The organism is Streptomyces sp. PKA51 (assembly GCF_057552455.1).
In genome coordinates, this window is the sequence record NZ_BAAJPZ010000015.1 from 65,224 (window position 1) to 82,114 (window position 16,891).

Sequence of the window (16,891 nt, forward strand, 5' to 3'; positions counted from 1 at the left end):
TTCCCCGGGCGCCCAGGGGTCCCCTGCACGGGTGGTGAGGCGTGGCGGCCGGGTCGCGGTCGGCGTTGTCGGTGGAGCGGTCCACAATGGTCCGCGTCAGATCAGCCCCGGCAATCGATCGAAGGAGCCGCAGCCGCGATGGCCCGCCGCAGCACGAAGACCCCGCCGCCGGAAGAGTTCGAGGAGCGGATCCTCGACATCGACGTCGTCGACGAGATGCAGGGCTCCTTCCTCGAGTACGCCTACTCCGTCATCTACTCGCGCGCCCTGCCCGACGCCCGCGACGGCCTCAAGCCCGTCCAGCGCCGGATCCTGTTCCAGATGAACGAGATGGGCCTGCGGCCCGACCGTTCGCACGTGAAGTCCGCCCGCGTCGTCGGCGAGGTGATGGGCAAGCTGCACCCGCACGGTGATGCGTCCATCTACGACGCGCTGGTGCGCATGGCCCAGCCGTTCTCGATGCGGCTGCCGCTGGTCGACGGCCACGGCAACTTCGGCTCGCTCGGCAACGACGACCCGCCGGCGGCCATGCGGTACACCGAGGCGCGCATGGCGGCGCCGACGTCGCTGATGACGGAGTCGATCGACGAGGACACCGTCGACTTCTCCCCGAACTACGACGGCAGCGAGCGCGAGCCGGTGGCCCTGCCCGCCGCCTATCCGAACCTGCTGGTCAACGGCTCGTCCGGGATCGCGGTCGGCATGGCGACGAACATGCCCCCGCACAACCTCGGCGAGGTGATCGCCGCCGCCCGGCACCTGATCCGGCACCCGGGCGCCGACCTCGACACGCTGATGAAGTACATCCCCGGTCCCGACCTGCCCACCGGCGGCCGGATCGTGGGGCTCGGCGGCGTCCGCGACGCGTACGAGACCGGGCGCGGCACCTTCAAGATGCGCGCGACGGTCGCCGTGGAGAGCGTCACCGCCCGCCGCAAGGGCCTGGTGGTCACCGAGCTGCCGTTCACGGTGGGCCCCGAGAAGGTCATCTCCAAGATCAAGGACCTGGTCGGCTCGAAGAAGCTGCAGGGCATCGCGGACGTGAAGGACCTCACCGACCGCGCCCACGGCCTGCGCCTGGTCATCGAGGTCAAGAACGGCTTCAACCCCGAGGCGGTGCTGGAGCAGCTCTACAAGCTGACGCCGATGGAGGAGTCCTTCGGCATCAACAACGTCGCGCTGGTGGACGGCCAGCCGCTGACGCTGGGCCTGAAGGAGATGCTGGAGGTCTACCTCGACCACCGCTTCGAGGTGGTGCGCCGGCGCAGCGAGTTCCGCCGGGGCAAGCGGCGCGACCGGCTGCACCTCGTCGAGGGTCTGCTGGTGGCCCTCGCGGACATCGACGAGGTCATCCGAATCATTCGATCGAGCGACAACGCGGCGGCGGCCAAGGCGTCACTCGTGGAGCGGTTCTCCCTCTCCGAGGTGCAGACGCAGTACATCCTCGACACCCCGCTGCGCCGCCTGACGCGGTTCGACCGCATCGAGCTGGAGGCCGAGCGGGACAAGCTGACCGAGGAGATCGAGAAGCTGACGGAGATCCTCGAGTCGGACGCCGAGCTGCGCAAGCTGGTCTCCGCCGAGCTCGCTGACGTGGCGAAGAAGTTCGGCACGGAGCGGCGCACGGTGCTGCTGGAGTCGGCCGGTGTGCCGGCGGCGGCCATGCCGCTGCAGGTCGCGGACGACCCGTGCCGGGTGCTGCTGTCCTCGACCGGTCTGCTGGCCCGTACGGCCACGGGCGAGGCGTCGGGCGCGGGCGAGGAGAGCCGGCGCGCCAAGCACGACGTGATCGTCTCGGCGGTGCCGGCGACGGCTCTGGGCGAGGTCGGCGTGGTGACGTCGGGCGGGCGGCTGCTGCGGGTGCGGGTGATCGACCTGCCGCAGCTGCCGGAGACGGCGGGCGCGCCGAACCTGGCGGGCGGCGCGCCGGTCTCGGAGTTCGTCTCGCTGGCCGACGGCGAGCAGGTGGTGTGCCTGACGACGCTGGACGAGTCCTCGCCGGGGCTGGCGATCGGCACCGAGCAGGGCGTGGTCAAGCGCGTGGTGCCCGACTATCCGGCCAACAAGGACGAACTGGAGGTCATCTCGCTCAAGGACGGCGACCGCATCGTCGGCGCGGTCGAGCTGCGCACGGGCGAGGAGGACCTGGTCTTCGTCACCGACGACGCCCAGCTGCTGCGCTACCAGGCTTCTCAGGTGCGGCCGCAGGGCCGTCCGGCGGGCGGCATGGCCGGCGTCAAGCTGTCCTCCGGGGCGAAGGTGATCTCCTTCACCGCCGTCGACCCGGCGGAGGAGGCGGTGGTGGTGACGGTCGCGGGGGCCCGTGGTGGGCTGCCGGGCACGGCCTCGCCGGGTACGGCGAAGGTGACGCCCTTCGACCAGTACCCGCGCAAGGGCCGGGCCACCGGCGGTGTGCGCTGCCAGCGCTTCCTCAAGGGCGAGGACTGCCTGGTGTTCGCCTGGGCGGGCCGCTCCCCGGCCCGGGCCGCGACGGCCGCCGGCGCCCCGGCGGAGCTGCCCCCGGTCGACCCGCGCCGTGACGGCTCGGGCGTGGCCCTGGCCAAGCCGGTGGCCGTGGTGGCCGGGCCGGTGTAGACCCGCCGCGCGGCCAGGGCCTGTCCGGCGGATCCGCGCCCCTGAGACGGGGTGTCGTGGTGCCGCCGGGCACGCCCTACGACCGTACGTACCGCAGGACGCCCCACATGCTGTGCTCGTCGGCGTCCTGCGGTGCGGGGTCCTTGCACTCCTCCAGCCCCTGGTGGAGTGCGGCCGCGTCGATACCGCTGCCGATCATGACGAGCTGGGTGGCGCGGGTCTCCGAGCGGCCCCAGGGCGAGGCGTGGAAGCGCAGGAAGTCGCCGACCGCGTGCACCGTGTACTTCTGCCGGTGGCCGGCTATGCCGAAGTGGACGAAGCCCTTGATGCGGTAGAGGCCCTCGGGCCTGCTGTCGAGGAAGGCCATCAGCCGGCGCGGGTTCATGGGGGTCTCGGAGACGAACTCGACGCTCTCGTAGGCGGCGTGCAGGTGCCCGTGATGGTCGTGGTCGTCCTCCTCCCGGCACAGGTCCTCGAAGGAGAGCTGCCTGACGGCCTCGACGTGCTCCTCGCGCGGTGCGCGGTCGAAGAGCATGTGGGGGTCGACGCGCCCGTAGGCGACGGGCAGGACGGGCGTGCCGGGGGCGAGGCCGGTGAGGGTGTCGAGCAGGGCGGCCCGCTCCTCGTCGCCGATCCGGTCGGCCTTGTTGAGCACCACGAGGTCGGCGATGCCCACGTGCCGGTCGAGCTCGGGGTGGCGGGCGCGGGTGGCGGTGAACTCCGCCGCGTCGACGACCTCGACCAGCCCGCCGTAGACGATGGACTCGTTCTCGCTGGCCAGGATCATCCGGATGAGTTCCTGCGGCTCGGCCAGGCCGCTGGCCTCGATGACGATGACGTCGATGCGGGCGGCGGGGCGGGCGAGCTTGTCCAGGAACGTGTCGAGCTCGCTGGTGTCCACCGCGCAGCACAGGCAGCCGTTGCCCAGCGAGACCATCGAGTCCACCTGGCCGGCGACGCTCATCGCATCGATCTCGATCTTGCCGAAGTCGTTGACGACGGCCCCGATGCGGCTGCCTCCGCTGTGCCGGAGCAGGTGGTTGAGCAAGGTGGTCTTGCCCGATCCGAGGAAGCCGGCGAGCACGACGACCGGGATCTGCCGCTTGGCCAAGGGAATCCTCCGTACTCTTGTCGTCCACACTGATGTCACGCGTACGCGCGTCACGGGTACTGGCGTCATGCGCACGGGCGTCACGGGCACGTGCGTCACGCGCACTGATCAGCCAAGTGTCGCACCGGTGGCCAGTCAGGTTAGGCTCACCTACGTGAGTACCTGTGCGACCGCCTCCCGCGAGCTGGCCGAGCCACTGGCCGGCACGGCCGCGACCGCGCGGACGTGGCTGCTGATCGAGCAGCCGGGGCCGTGGGGCGCGGACGCCCTCGCCGCCAGCCACCTCTCCCCCGCCGTCGCCCGGGCCCTGGCCAGGGCCGTCGAGGGCACCGGGGTGCGCGTCGCCCTGATCCGCCGGCCGGGCCGGCACGCGGACTGCCACGAACCGGCCCTGCAGCGCGTCTTCGCCGCCCACACCGCGCCGGGCCGCTCCTGGATCCGTACCACCGCCCTCGCCGATCCGGCCGTGCTGCCGGAACTCGACTTCGCGGCGCTCGGGGCCGGTGAGCACGGCGGGCTGTGGGAGGCGTACTGCGGCGAGCCGCTCGCCCTGGTGTGCACCAACGGCAAGCGGGACCGCTGCTGCGCGCTGCTGGGCCGGCCGCTGGCCGCCGAACTGGCCGCGTCCGGCGGTACGGAGGTGTGGGAGGTCACCCACATCGGCGGCCACCGTTTCGCGCCGACCCTGTTCGTGCTGCCGTACGGCTACGCGTACGGGCGGGCCACCGCCCACGCGGTCAAGGACGCGCTGGAGGCGGCCCGCGCCGGCCGGGTGCGCATCGCCGACTGCCGGGGCCGCTCGGCGTGGGACCGCCCCGGACAGGCCGCCGACCTGGCGGTGCGCGCCCTGATCGGCGAGGAGGGCGCGGACGCCCTGGACGTGACCGCCTGCGAGGGGGCCGCCCCGCACTGGACGGTCACCGTGGCGCACACCGACGGCCGGGCCTGGCGGGTCGAGGTGGCCCAGGGCGCCTCCGCCCCGCCCCGCCCGGAGAGCTGCGGGAAGGCCCTGGGCACGCCGGCCCGGATGGACGTCGTGGCCGTCACCCCGCTGCAGGAACTGCGGACGGGAGGCTAGGGCCTCCGGCGGATCTTCGTCGCGGGGTATCACGGGCGCCCCGCAGGGGCGCTGCATGATCCACCGGACAGGCGCTAGCCCGCCTTCTTCACGAACTCCGTGGTGTAGGTCTTCTGGAGGTCGACCTTGGCGTTCTTCAGGTTGGGGTTGAAGGACTTGAGCACCTGCAGCACGGTCCCGGGCCCGTCGGGCGGCATCACGCCGTCCTTGGTGAACATGGGCAGCGTGGACCGGATCGACTTCACGTACAGGTCCTTGCCGCCCTTGGCGTAGTCGGCGGGCATCTGGTCGGCGATCTCCTCGGGGGTGTGCTCCGACATCCACTTGAGGGTCTTGACCATGGCGTTGGCCAGCTTCTGGACCGTCTCCTTGTTCTTGTCGACCCAGTCGTTGTTCATGTACAGGCTGGAGGCCGGGTACAGACCGCCCAGGGCGGCCTGGGAGCCCTCGGGCGTGCGCATGTCGACCAGGACGGTGCCCAGGCCCTTGGAGAGGATCTGGGCGACGGTCGGGTCGGTGGTCATGCCGCCGTCGATGGCGCCCTTCTCCAGTGCGGAGATGAACGTCTGGCCCGCGCCGACCGCCACGGGGGTGATGTCGGCCGCGTCCACGCCGTTCTTCACCGCCAAGTACTTGGTGAGGAAATCGGTGGAGGAGCCCAGTCCGGTCACGCCCAGCTTCTTGCCCTTGAAGTCCTTGGGCGAGGCGAGCGTGCCGGCGGCGCTCTTGGAGACGATCTCCACCTCGCCCGGGGTGCGGGCCAGTTGGACCACCGACTCCACCTTCTTGCCCTTGACCTGCAGGTCGAGGGTGTGGTCGTAGAAGCCCACCACGCCCTGGACGTCGCCGGAGACGAGCGAGGTGGTGGCCTGGACGCCGGCGGGTTCGCTCAGCAGCTTGACCCGCACGCCCTCCTGCTCGAAGTAGCCGAGCCGCTGGGTGAGGACCGCGGGCAGGTAGATGACCTTGTCCAGGCCGCCCACCATGATCTTGACGGTGTCGCCCTGGAGCGAGTCCTTGGTGGTGCTGCTCGCGGACGACTCGTCCGCGCAGCCGCTCAGGGCCAGTGCCATCACCCCGGCGACCGCCATCGCGGTGACCTTCGCCGGTCTTCCTCCGGTCTTGCGGGACGTGCTGTACGTACGCATGATCCGTTCCTTACGGTGGAGTCGGGGGGTGTGGGGTGGGTCCGGGCGGGTCAGCGCTCGCTGCCCGGCGCGCCGGGCCGCCAGCGGAAGAGCCGCTTTTCGGTGAAGGACAGCAGGGCCTCGGCCAGGAGGGCCACGAGGGCGAGGACGACCATCGCCGCGTACACGCCCTGGGCGTTGAAGGTGCCCTGCGACTGGGCCACGAGCAGGCCGATGCCCTTCGCCGCGCCGAGGTACTCGCCGACGATCGCTCCGATGAGGGCGAAGCCGAAGCTGACGTGGAGGCTGGTGAAGATCCACGAGGTGGCGGAGGGGATGACGACCTGGAGGGTGACGCGGCGGTTGCTCGCGCCCAGGATCCGGGCGTTGGCGACCAGGTTGCGGTCGACCTCGCGGGCGCCCTGGAAGGCGTTGAAGAAGACCGGGAAGAAGACGAGCACCACGGCGGAGGCGACCTTGGAGGCCGTCCCGAGGCCGAACATCATGAGGAAGATCGGGGCCAGGACGATCCTCGGCACCGCGTTGAGCACCTTGACGTAGGGGCCGAGGACGTCGGCGAGGAAGGGGACGCGGCCGAGCGCGATGCCGAGGAGCACGCCCGCGACGACGCCGAGGACCCAGCCGAGCAGCGCCTCCTGCAGCGTGGCCCAGACCTGTTCGCCCAGCGAGCCCTGCGGGGTGCCGTGCATCGTCCACTGCACCATCTGGTCCCAGATGCGCGAGGGCATCGAGAAGTTGAAGGGGTCGATGGTCTCCGTGCGCGCCAGCACCTCCCAGGCGCCGAGGAGCACCGCGAGCAGCAGCACGCGGGTGACGAGGACGAGGAGCCGGCGGTTGCGGTGGGCGCGGGCGCGGTCGGCCGCCCGGCCCTTGCCCACCCGGCCGCCGGGCAGGGCGGTGCCGGGAACGGTGGCGGGGACGGCGTCGGGGACGGTGTCAGGCGACACGGGCGGCACCCCTCTCGCGCGTGATGCGGACCTCTTCGCCGAGGCAGGACCAGATCTCGCGGTACAGGTCGACGAACCGCGGCTCCAGCCGCACGTCCTCGACCTTGCGCGGGCGCGGCAGGTCGACGGGGAAGACGGCTTTGACGGTGGCGGGGCCGGCCGTCATCACCACGACCTTGTCGGCCAGCGCGATGGCCTCCTCCAGGTCGTGGGTGACGAAGACGACGGAGGCCGCCGTGCCCGTCCCGGCTCCGCCCCACAGCTCCAGCAGTTCGTCCGACATCAGGGCCCTGGTCTGCACGTCGAGGGCCGAGAACGGCTCGTCCATCAGCAGGATCGCCGGGTCGTTGACGAAGGTCTGGGCGAGCGCGACGCGCTTGCGCTGGCCGCCGGAGAGCTGGTGCGGATAGCGGTCGGCGAAGGCGGCCAGGCCCACCCGGGCCAGCCAGTCGCGGGCGCGCTCGCGGGCCTCGGCCTTCGGCGCGCCGCGGAAGCGCGGCCCGGCCATCACGTTCGACAGCACCGTGCGCCAGGGGAAGACCGCGTCCTGCTGGAAGACGAAGCCGACCTCCGGCCGGATGCCGGTCACCGGCTCGCCGCCGACCAGCACCTCCCCCTCGGTCGGCTCCTCCAGGCCGCTGACCAGGGTCAGCGTGGTCGACTTCCCGCAGCCGGTCGGTCCGACCACCGCGACGAACTCGCCGCGCTCCACGGTCAGATCGAGGTCGCGCACGGCCGTGTGGGGCACTCCGGAGGGGGTGCGGAAGGTCTTGCTCGCGCCGCGCAGTTCGATCGCCGGGACACCGTCCGGTGGGGTGTGGTGTGTGCTGCCGTGGTTCATCCGTACGCCTCCACCGGGGTGTTGCTGCCCCGCGCTGACGTGCGGGACGACCGGTGGAGGAGGCTAGGAGCGACGCCGGAGGCGACGGCAGTCTTGTGTGCGCTGTGCGACTTGAGCGTACGAAGCCTGTTCTGCTCGTTTTGCTCGCGATAGAACAACAAAAGTGACACGGAAGCTCAACGAACGGCCATCATCCGGCTACGTTGCGTGCCTTGCACTCCCCACGCTCGGAAACCGAAAGGCTCACGCATGCGCCCCCGGTGGCCCCGGCGCGTCTTCGCCCAGGTCCTGTCCGTCCAGTTACTGATCACCACCGGCGTCACCGCACTCACCGCCGGGCTGCTGCTCGCACCGCTCGGGAACCAACTGGACGACCAGGCCGAACAACGGGCGCTCGCCATCGCCCAGGCCACCGCCGCCCAGCCCGGCCTCGCCCACGCCGTGCTCGCCGGCGACCCGCGGCCCGACGGGCCCGTCCAGATCGCCGCCGAACGCATCCGCCAGGCCACCGACGCCAGTTACGTGGTGATCGTCGACACCCGCGGCATCCGCTACTCCCACACCACGCCCGCCGAGATCGGCCGGCACGTGAGCACCGACCCGGGCCCCGCGCTGGCCGGCCGCGAGTGGAAGGGCATCGCCAAGGGCACCCTGGGCCGTTCGGCCCGGGGCAAGGTGCCGCTGCGCGACGGCGAGGGGGCGATCGTCGGCGCCGTCTCGGTGGGCATCGCCTACGACGACGTGCGCGACGTCCTGCTGCACGCGCTGCCCGGCGTCCTGACCTACGCCGGTGCCGCGCTCGCGGTCGGCGCCGTGGCGGTCTTCGCCGTCTCCTGGCGGCTGCGCAAACGCACCCACGGCATCGAACTGTCCGAGATCTCCGCGCTGCTGGAGGAACGGGAGGCCATGCTGCACGGCATCCGTGAAGGGGTGGTCGCCCTCGACCGGCGCGGACGCCTGCGGCTGGTCAACGACGAGGCGCAACGCCTGCTCGGGCTGGGCCCCGAGGCCCTGGGCCGGCCGCTGGACGCCGTGCTGCCGCCCGGACGCACCACCGACGTGCTGGCCGGCCGGGTGACCGGAAAGGACCTGCTCACCGTGCGGGACGGGCGCGTGCTCGTCGCCAACCGCATGGACACCTCCGACGGCGGCACGGTCGCCACGCTGCGCGACCGCACCGAACTCGAACAGCTCGGCCGCGAGCTGGACGCCACCCGCGGCCTGACCGAGGCGCTGCGCGCGCAGGACCACGAGCACGCCAACCGGCTGCATACCCTGGTCGGACTGCTGGAACTGGGCCTGTACGACGAGGCCGTGGAGTACGTGGCGGAGGTCGCCGGCGCCCACCGGGCCACCGCCGAACAGGTCACCGAGCGTGTGCACGAGCCCCTGGTCAGCGCCCTGCTGGTGGGCAAGGGCGCGGTCGCCGCGGAGCGCGGCGTGGCCCTGCGGGTGAGCGCGGACAGCCTGCTGCCCGACCGCGTGGTGGACCCGGAGGACCTGGTCACCGTGCTCGGCAACCTCGTCGACAACGCGCTCGACGCCGCCTGCGGACACCGCCCGGACGCATTCGTCGAGGCCGATCTGCGGACGGAGGGCACCACGGTCGTCGTCACCGTGCGCGACAACGGCCCCGGAGTGCCGCCCGAGCTGCGGGAGCGGGTGTTCGCCGACGGCTGGTCGACCAAACAGGCCGCCCCGCACCGCCCCCGGGGCCTGGGACTTCCGCTGGTGCGCCGGCTGGCCGAACGCTACGGCGGCTCGGCGCGGGTGGACGAACGCGAGGGCGGCGGGGCGCAGTTCACGGTGGAGCTGCCCGAGGCGCTCGCCCCGCAGGCCCGGCCGGCACCGGGCACTGCGCCCGGCCGAACGCCGCAATCCCTCGAAGGAGTGAGCCGATGATCGAGGTCATGGTGGTGGACGACGACTTCCGCGTCGCCGAGATCAACGCCGCGTACGTCGCCAAGGTGCCCGGCTTCCGGGTGACGGCGACGGCTCACAGCGCGGCGCAGGCACTGGCCGTGCTGCAGCGCGGCGGCGTCGACCTGATGCTGCTCGACCACTATCTGCCGGACGAGACGGGCCTGTCGCTGGTGCGCCGCATCCGGCAACTGGGCCACCACACGGACGTGATCATGGTCACTGCGGCCCGGGATGTGACCACCGTGCAGACGGCGCTGCGCTACGGCGCCCTGCAGTACCTGGTCAAGCCGTTCACGTTCCCGGGGCTGCGCGTGAAGCTGGAGGCGTACGCGCGACTGCGGCGGACGCTGGAGGACGCCGAGGAGGCGGAGCAGGAACAGGTCGACCGCATCTTCTCGGCGCTGCGCACGGCCGCGGTGGACCCGCCCCTGCCCAAGGGGCACTCGGCGCCGACGGCGGATCTGATCCGCCGGGTCCTGGCGGACGCCGCACGGCCGCTGTCGGCGCACGAGGTGGCCGAGCGGTCGGGGCTGAGCAGGTCGACGGCCCAGCGCTACCTCAAACGGCTGGAGGAGTCGGGCCGGCTCAGCCTGACCCTCCGCTACGGCGAGACGGGCCGCCCCGAGCACCGGTACGCCTGGACGGTGCGCCAGCCGGGGCGGCCGGCCTGATCAGCCTCTGACGCGGGCGCAGCGCAGGATGCTCAGATTGTGGTTGCAGGCGTGGACCTCGGCGAAGCACTGGTTGGTGAACCATACGGTCGAACCGTCGGAGAACAGGCAGACGACGGGCTCGTAGTACGTGGGGCAGAAGCCGGCGCACTCCTGGACGACCGGCACCACGGCCGCTGGAGCCGCGGCGTGGGCGGGTGCGCCGAAGGCGAGTCCTGCCACGCCGGTCAGCAGGAGGGTGGCGAACGGTGCGACGAGCTTGCGCATGATCACTCCTTCGCTCGGGTGTAGCTGCCGTCTCTACCACCGCCGGCGGGCGAGGAGTGAGGTGCCGGTCGGTCAGACGACCGCCGGGGCGCGGCCCGTCAGGGGACGCGCTTCCCGGGCGGGGGCGGCGGGGGCGCGGCGATGCCTCGATGGAAGGCGTACCGCACGGCCTGGGCCCGGTCACGGACGCCCGTTTTGGCGAACAGGTTGTTGATGTGCGTCTTGACCGTCGCCGTGCTCACGTGCAGGCGCCGGGCGATCTCGGCGTTCGTCAGCCCCTCCGCCACCAGGGACAACACCTCCGCCTCACGGGCCGTCAGCCCGTCGGGCAGCTCCCTCGGAGCCGGCGCCGCGGCGGGGGCCGGCACCGGCGCGGAGGAGGCGGAGAGCCTCTCCAGCAGGCGGCGCTGCACATGCGGCGAGAGACCGGCCTCACCTGACATCACGTGCTCGACGGCCCGGACGATCTCCTCGGCCCCGGCGTCCTTGGTGAGGTAGCCGCGCGCCCCTGCCTGGAGGGCCGGGAAGAGGGAGTCGTCGTCGCCGTAGGTGGTCAGGACGACCACCTGGGTCTCCGGGTGCTCGGCCCGGATCCGCCGTGTCGCCTCCACCCCGTCGCAGCGCGGCATCCTCAGGTCCATCAGGACCACGTCGGGGCGGTGTTCGGCGACCTGGCGCAGGGCCTCCAGCCCGTCGGCCGCGGAGGCGACGACCTCGATGCCCGGCAACAGCCCCAGCAGTATCACGATGCCCTCGCGGACCACGGTCTGGTCGTCGGCGACCACCACCCGTGCCGGCCTGCGCCCGCTGCCGCCGCCCTGTGCCGCCAGGTCACCGCCCATGTGCCCCATCGCGTCCGCTCCTTCGCCTCCCCGCCCCACCGGCGGGCCCGCCGCGCCTCGGCCTCACCCGGGCTCGCGACCCTTCAGGCGGGCACCTTCAGCCTCACGTGGAAACCCGGCCCACCGGCCACGGCCGGCCCGGCCTCCAGGGTGCCGCCGAGCAGCTCGGCACGCTCCCGCATGCCGAGCAGACCGTATCCGGCGCCCGGCACCTCCGGCTTCCCGACCCTGCCCGACGCGCCGCTGTCGCGAACCCACAACTCCACCTCCCGCTCCAGATAGGTGAACGCCATCTCCACCCGGGCGCCCGGCGCGTGCTTGCGCACATTGGTCAGCGCCTCCTGGGCGACCCTGCGCACCGCGAGCCCCGCCTCGGCCGGCAGCGCCCGTGGCTCGCCGGCCACCTCCAGCCGTACGCCCTCCGCCTCGGCGACGTCCCGGAGGTACTCCTCGACCGGCGTCAGCTCCCCGCGCAGCGCGGACAGCGCCTGCCGCGTCTCGGCCAGGCCCTGCCGTGCCATGCCGCGGGCGGCGGAGACCCGTTCGAGAACCTGCCGTCTGGCCTCGCCCTCCGGCACCCCGGCCTCGATCAGCAGCCGGGCCGCCTCCAAGTGCACCAGCTGCGCGGAGAGGCTGTGAGCCAGGACGTCGTGTATCTCCCGGGCGATCCGCGCCCGCTCCGCGAGCGCCGCCGACTCCGCCTCCGCCTGCCGGATCGCCCGCTCCTGTGCGAGGAGCCTGAAGCCCGCCCCCCGGGCCTCCTCGTCGAGCCGGAGCGCATAGCCGATGAGCAGCACCGCGGCCACCGTCACGGCGGTCGCCGCGGGCGCCTTGTCACTGGTGCCGGCGTAGGCGCCCAGCGGGAGGGCCGCCGCGACCAGCCCGGGCCCCAGCGGCAGGCGCTCCACCGCGACGGCCGCGCCCACGCACCACAGGCCGGAGGAGGCAACGTGGGCACCGGCCGCCTCGGCGGCGGCGCCCAGCGCCGCGGGCACGGCGAGCAGGGCCAAGGAGGACGGCAGCCGCTGGGCGAGCGTGGTGCGGTAGTACCCCCACACCGCCGCCGCGCCCAGCGCGAATCCGGTGGCGAGCGCGGCGTACCCCCATCCGTGGAAGGCGCCCTCCCGCAGGACGCCCCACACGAACCAGGCGGACAGCACGACCCGCACCACCCACGTCACGACCAGGCGCCGCCGGGGCACTCCCACGTGGGCGAGCGCCTCGCGGGCGGGCCATTCGGTCCAGTTCTCGATCGGCACGCCCACCACGCTACGGAGCGGGGCGGCGGGCGCGAATCGGAGCACGGGTGGATTCGGGGTGGAGCGGCCCGTCCACCCCCCGGTCCACCCCCGGGTGGAGGCGCGTTACGCGTCGATGCGCGAGCGGTCCAGCGTGGCCGCGGAGTTGGTGATGAACTCCTTGCGCGGCGCCACCTCGTTGCCCATCAGCAGCTCGAAGGCGCGCTCGGCGGCCTCCAGGTCGCTGATGTTGATGCGGCGCAGGGTGCGGTGGCGCGGGTCCATCGTGGTCTCCGCGAGCTGGTCGGCGTCCATCTCGCCCAGACCCTTGTAGCGCTGGATGCCCTCCTTGTAGCGGACGCCCTTGCGCTCCAGCTCCAGCAGCGTCTGCCGCAGCTCGTTGTCGGAGTAGGTGTAGATGTACTTGTCCTGCCCCTTCTTGGGGTTGATGAGCTCGACCCGGTGCAGCGGGGGCACGGCCGAGAAGACGCGACCCTGCTCGACCATCGGGCGCATGTAGCGCTGGAAGAGCGTCAGCAGCAGGCAGCGGATGTGCGCGCCGTCCACATCGGCGTCGGCCAGGAAGATGACCTTTCCGTACCGGGCCGCGTCGATGTCGAAGGTGCGGCCCGAGCCGGCTCCTATGACCTGGATGATGGCGCCGCACTCGGCGTTCTTCAGCATGTCGGAGACCGACGACTTCTGAACGTTGAGGATCTTGCCGCGGATCGGCAGCAGCGCCTGGAACTCGGAGTTGCGGGCGAGCTTGGCCGTGCCCAGCGCCGAGTCGCCCTCGACGATGAACAGCTCGCTGCGCTCGACGTCGTCGCTGCGGCAGTCGGCCAGCTTGGCCGGCAGCGAGGAGGACTCCAGGGCCGTCTTGCGGCGCTGGGCCTCCTTGTGCTGACGGGCGGCGATGCGGGTGCGGGCCGCGGCGACGACCTTCTCCAGGACCGCGCGGGCCTGCTGCTTGGTGTCGCGCTTGGTCGACGTCAGGAACGCCTTGAGCTCCTTGGCGACCACGTTGGCCACGATCCGGGAGGCGGCCGAGGTGCCCAGGACCTCCTTGGTCTGGCCCTCGAACTGCGGCTCGGCCAGGCGCACGGTCACCACGGCCGTGAGCCCCTCCATGGCGTCGTCCTTGACGACGTCGTCCTCGGCCACGCGCAGCAGCTTGGCCGAGCGCAGCACCTCGTTGACCGTGCGGGCCACGGCCCGCTCGAAGCCGGCCACGTGCGTGCCGCCCTTGGGAGTGGCGATGATGTTGACGAACGACTTCAGGGTCGTGTCGTAGCCCGTGCCCCAGCGCAGGGCGATGTCCACGCCCAGCTCGCGGGTCACCTCGGTCGGCGTCATGTGGCCGCGGGAGTCCAGGACGGGCACGGTCTCCTTGAAGGTGCCCTGCCCGGTGAGGCGCAGCACGTCGCACACGGCCTTGTCGGGAGCCAGGAACTCGCAGAACTCGCTGATGCCGCCGTCGAAGCGGAAGACCTCCTCGGTGGCGCCCTCGCCGTCCAGGTCGCGCTCGTCGCGGACGACGATGGTCAGGCCCGGCACCAGGAAGGCCGTCTGCCGCGCCCGCGCGTACAGCGTCTCCAGGGAGAGCTTGGCGTCCTTGAGGAAGATCTGGCGGTCCGCCCAGTAGCGGACGCGGGTGCCGGTGCGCGCCTTGGGGATCTTCTTGCCCTTGAGCAGGCCGCTGGAGGGGTCGAAGGGGGCGTCGGGGCCCGGCTCGGTGAAGATGCCGGGCACGCCGCGGCGGAAGCTGATCGTGTGGGTGCGGCTGTTGCGGTCGACCTCGACGTCCAGGCGCGCGGACAGCGCGTTGACCACGGACGCGCCGACGCCGTGCAGACCGCCGGAGGCGGCGTAGGAGCCGCCGCCGAACTTGCCGCCGGCGTGCAGCTTGGTCATCACGACCTCGACGCCGGACAGGCCGGTCTTCGGCTCCACGTCCACGGGGATGCCGCGGCCGTTGTCCCGCACCTCGACGGACCCGTCGTCGTGGAGGACCACCTCGATGCGGTCGCAGTACCCTCCGAGGGCCTCGTCGACGGAGTTGTCGATGATCTCCCAGAGGCAGTGCATCAGACCACGGCTGTCCGTGGAGCCGATGTACATGCCGGGTCGCTTGCGGACGGCCTCCAGGCCCTCCAGGACGAGCAGGTGCCGCGCGGTGTAGTTGGATCCGTCCCGGTCTGCCCCGGTCAGCAACGCAGTGGACGGCACGGACGTCTCGGCGGTCACGCGGTTCGCTCCTCGCTGAATTTCTGGCTGGCCCGGATGGGGGCACATGAGTGGCTCGGTCGCCGTTCAGAGGGTACCGAGGCCTGATAGAGCCTTTGTGCCGCCACCCTTGAGAACGCCCATGCTAATCGAGCGTCGATCAAGCGTTCGATAGCTCGTAGGGGTGACATGCACATCACGTTCCCTTCGAGGCATGAACCATCTAGGCTCCGGGCACGTCCTCAAGAACAACCCGGCAGCCAGCCGGGGGGACGACAACCCCCAGCGATGTGAAACCGTAAGCCCACGCACTACGGCTCATTCGCCGCCAAATCGTCAAGATCCGGCTCACTCGGAAGGAAGTTTCGAGAAAAAGCCTCGAGCGGGAACGTTTTCGGCCTGGTTGGATGTTGACCCTGGTACGACAGCTCGTCGAGCTAGAGAAGAGGCGACGTGACTACTGTTCTGACCCCCGCGAGCCCGCTGACGGCCGCTGACCGCTGCGACCGGTGCGGCGCTCAGGCATACCTGCGCGTCGTACTCATGAGCGGCGGTGAACTGCTCTTCTGCGCCCACCACGGTCGCAAGTTCGAGCCGGAACTCAAGAAGATCGCCGCGGAGATACAGGACGAGACGGAGCGGCTGACGGCCGTCCCGGCGTCCGCGACCGACGAGGACCGCTGAGTCCACTGTTGGAACGCTGACACATCGCATCCGACGACGAGCGAGGTCCGGTCCGTACGACCGGGCAGCCGCGGGCGGCCACCCCTGTGGGGGAGGCCGCCCGCTCTCGTACGCCCGCACCCCTCAGGACGGGCGTACGGGACGTGTGCCCACCGGCTGCACCGGGCCCGGTGACACCGGCGGGGCGGCGGGTGGCTGCGCCGCGGGCGGCGGCGGTGCCGCCGGGGGCTCGGCCGCGGGGGGCCGGGCCACCGGCAGCTGGGCCACCGGGGGCGGCTTGAGCAGCGGCGGCACGACCGGCTGGGCGGCCGGTGGCGGCAGCAGCGGCGGCCTGACCTGCGGGGGCGCCGGTTGGCTGGATTGCGGCGGCGCGGCCGCCGGCGGCTGTGCCGGTGGTTTCGGCTGCTGGGGGTTCTGCGGGGGCGGGGGAAGAGGCGGAGTGGCCACAGGAGGCCCTCCCGTCACAGGGTCGGCACTGTGTGCCCGTACCAGCGCCGCAACGGCGGAGATCCGCGTATAGACCCCCGGACGGCCCGGCTGGGCGCAGCCGCTCCCCCACGACACCAGCCCGACGAGCTTCCCGCGGGCCACGAGCGGCCCGCCGCTGTCCCCCTGGCAGGCGTCCCGGCCGCCGAGGGGAAGGCCGGCGCAGAGCATGGTCGCCGGGCGGTACACCCCCTCGGGGCCGCCCTGGTACGCCCGGCGGCACAGGGTGTCGTCCAGGACGAGGATCCGGGCGGCGCGCAGGGTGTTCGAGTACAGGCCGGTCCCGCGGGTGTCCCCCCAGCCGTAGACGCCGGCGGCCGTACCGGTCTCGTAGCCGGGGTCCCCCTGCCCCGCCATCGCGATGGGCGCCACGTCGGCGACCGGCTCCGCCAGGGTGATGACGGCCACGTCTCCCTCGTTCGTGTCCGCGTCGAAGGCGGGATTGACCCAGCTGCCCTTGAACGGGATCTCCTTGCCGGCGTTGCCGCGCAGGTCGTCGCGGCCGACGATCACCCGCAGGTCCTTCGCCTCCGTCGCGTCGACGCCCAGCACCTCGCGCGTCAGGCAGTGCGCCGCCGTGACGACCGTCGACCGTCCCACAAGAGCGCCGCCGCAGAACTGGCCGGAGCGCACCGGGCCGAAGCGCTCCCGGCTCGCCAGCGCCACCGTCCAGGGGACGGTGGCGACCTTGACGACCTGTCCGCCGACGATGCCGCGGTCGACGGCACCGTGGACCGCGCCCGCGGGCAGAGGGATCGCCAGCACGAGCGCGAGCGCCACGGCCAGCGGATACCTCAGGGCGCGCATGGGACCTCCTGACGCTGTGCGGTCACT

Annotated in this window: 13 protein-coding genes and 1 pseudogene; 5 read left to right on the plus strand and 9 right to left on the minus strand. The window is 72.2% G+C overall.

Features of this window, described 5'->3' with window-relative positions:
* Positions 1-138 precede the first annotated feature (138 nt).
* Positions 139-2,595, plus strand: coding sequence for a DNA gyrase/topoisomerase IV subunit A (locus tag AC27L3_RS21665; protein WP_487235710.1), 2,457 nt, complete (start codon positions 139-141; stop codon positions 2,593-2,595).
* 76 nt (positions 2,596-2,671) lie between these two features.
* On the opposite strand, the gene AC27L3_RS21670 is transcribed toward AC27L3_RS21665, so the two are convergent.
* The gene (locus tag AC27L3_RS21670) at positions 2,672-3,706 is read right to left on the minus strand and encodes a CobW family GTP-binding protein (protein ID WP_487235711.1); all 1,035 of its coding nucleotides are present in this window, start codon (positions 3,704-3,706) and stop codon (positions 2,672-2,674) included.
* A gap of 154 nt (positions 3,707-3,860) precedes the next feature.
* Here AC27L3_RS21670 and AC27L3_RS21675 point away from each other — a divergent pair, with 154 nt between their 5' ends.
* The gene (locus tag AC27L3_RS21675; protein ID WP_487235712.1) at positions 3,861-4,784 is read left to right on the plus strand and encodes a ferredoxin family protein; all 924 of its coding nucleotides are present in this window, start codon (positions 3,861-3,863) and stop codon (positions 4,782-4,784) included.
* A gap of 74 nt (positions 4,785-4,858) precedes the next feature.
* Here AC27L3_RS21675 and AC27L3_RS21680 read toward each other — a convergent pair whose 3' ends face one another.
* Genes AC27L3_RS21680 through AC27L3_RS21690 form a run of 3 tightly spaced genes read right to left on the minus strand, consistent with a single transcriptional unit; the run spans position 4,859 to position 7,720 of the window.
* Positions 4,859-5,932 carry an ABC transporter substrate-binding protein gene (locus tag AC27L3_RS21680; RefSeq protein ID WP_487235713.1) on the minus strand — a complete coding sequence of 358 codons (1,074 nt, stop codon included), beginning with the start codon at positions 5,930-5,932 and terminating at the stop codon, positions 4,859-4,861.
* Between the two features lie 50 nt (positions 5,933-5,982).
* Positions 5,983-6,879: an ABC transporter permease gene (locus tag AC27L3_RS21685; protein ID WP_487235714.1), complete on the minus strand. Its 897-nt coding sequence runs from the start codon at positions 6,877-6,879 to the stop codon at positions 5,983-5,985.
* Positions 6,869-7,720 (minus strand): ABC transporter ATP-binding protein, encoded by an 852-nt coding sequence (locus tag AC27L3_RS21690; RefSeq protein WP_487235715.1) that lies wholly within the window; start codon positions 7,718-7,720, stop codon positions 6,869-6,871. Before AC27L3_RS21690 ends, AC27L3_RS21685 begins: the two co-directional genes overlap by 11 nt.
* A 249-nt stretch (positions 7,721-7,969) precedes the next feature.
* Here AC27L3_RS21690 and AC27L3_RS21695 point away from each other — a divergent pair, with 249 nt between their 5' ends.
* Positions 7,970-9,622, plus strand: coding sequence for a sensor histidine kinase (locus tag AC27L3_RS21695; RefSeq protein WP_487235716.1), 1,653 nt, complete (start codon positions 7,970-7,972; stop codon positions 9,620-9,622).
* On the plus strand, positions 9,619-10,314 hold the full coding sequence (locus AC27L3_RS21700) for a response regulator (protein WP_487235717.1): 696 nt from the start codon (positions 9,619-9,621) through the stop codon (positions 10,312-10,314). The genes AC27L3_RS21695 and AC27L3_RS21700 overlap by 4 nt, the downstream gene beginning before the upstream one ends.
* Here AC27L3_RS21700 and AC27L3_RS21705 read toward each other — a convergent pair whose 3' ends face one another.
* From AC27L3_RS21705 to AC27L3_RS21720, 4 genes are all read right to left on the minus strand, one after another.
* Complete coding sequence (locus tag AC27L3_RS21705) at positions 10,315-10,581, minus strand: Kazal-type serine protease inhibitor family protein (RefSeq protein ID WP_487235718.1); 267 nt, start codon at positions 10,579-10,581, stop codon at positions 10,315-10,317. It abuts the gene before it with no gap.
* 98 nt (positions 10,582-10,679) lie between these two features.
* On the minus strand, positions 10,680-11,432 hold the full coding sequence (locus tag AC27L3_RS21710) for a response regulator transcription factor (RefSeq protein WP_487235719.1): 753 nt from the start codon (positions 11,430-11,432) through the stop codon (positions 10,680-10,682).
* A gap of 74 nt (positions 11,433-11,506) precedes the next feature.
* Complete coding sequence (locus tag AC27L3_RS21715) at positions 11,507-12,682, minus strand: histidine kinase (protein WP_487235720.1); 1,176 nt, start codon at positions 12,680-12,682, stop codon at positions 11,507-11,509.
* A 105-nt stretch (positions 12,683-12,787) separates the two neighbouring features.
* Positions 12,788-14,908 carry a DNA gyrase/topoisomerase IV subunit B gene (locus tag AC27L3_RS21720; RefSeq protein ID WP_344433899.1) on the minus strand — a complete coding sequence of 707 codons (2,121 nt, stop codon included), beginning with the start codon at positions 14,906-14,908 and terminating at the stop codon, positions 12,788-12,790.
* Positions 14,909-15,340: 432 nt separating this feature from the next.
* Here AC27L3_RS21720 and AC27L3_RS21725 point away from each other — a divergent pair, with 432 nt between their 5' ends.
* A complete protein-coding gene (locus AC27L3_RS21725) occupies positions 15,341-15,571 on the plus strand; it encodes a DUF7455 domain-containing protein (protein WP_365966940.1) in 231 nt (76 codons plus the stop codon).
* A gap of 474 nt (positions 15,572-16,045) precedes the next feature.
* On the opposite strand, the pseudogene AC27L3_RS21730 reads toward AC27L3_RS21725, so the two are convergent.
* Positions 16,046-16,864 (minus strand): annotated as a pseudogene (locus AC27L3_RS21730) (serine protease); the annotation flags it as partial.
* Positions 16,865-16,891: the final 27 nt, after the last annotated feature.

What these genes read in the sequence shown, in the direction of transcription:
- AC27L3_RS21705 (WP_487235718.1), bottom strand. Translation starts at nt 10,581, where the DNA reads ATGCGCAAGCTCGTCGCACCGTTCGCCACCCTCCTGCTGACCGGCGTG.
- AC27L3_RS21710 (WP_487235719.1), bottom strand. Translation starts at nt 11,432, where the DNA reads ATGGGGCACATGGGCGGTGACCTGGCGGCACAGGGCGGCGGCAGCGGG.
- AC27L3_RS21690 (WP_487235715.1), bottom strand. Translation starts at nt 7,720, where the DNA reads ATGAACCACGGCAGCACACACCACACCCCACCGGACGGTGTCCCGGCG.
- AC27L3_RS21680 (WP_487235713.1), bottom strand. Translation starts at nt 5,932, where the DNA reads ATGCGTACGTACAGCACGTCCCGCAAGACCGGAGGAAGACCGGCGAAG.
- AC27L3_RS21700 (WP_487235717.1), top strand. Translation starts at nt 9,619, where the DNA reads ATGATCGAGGTCATGGTGGTGGACGACGACTTCCGCGTCGCCGAGATC.
- AC27L3_RS21665 (WP_487235710.1), top strand. Translation starts at nt 139, where the DNA reads ATGGCCCGCCGCAGCACGAAGACCCCGCCGCCGGAAGAGTTCGAGGAG.
- AC27L3_RS21695 (WP_487235716.1), top strand. Translation starts at nt 7,970, where the DNA reads ATGCGCCCCCGGTGGCCCCGGCGCGTCTTCGCCCAGGTCCTGTCCGTC.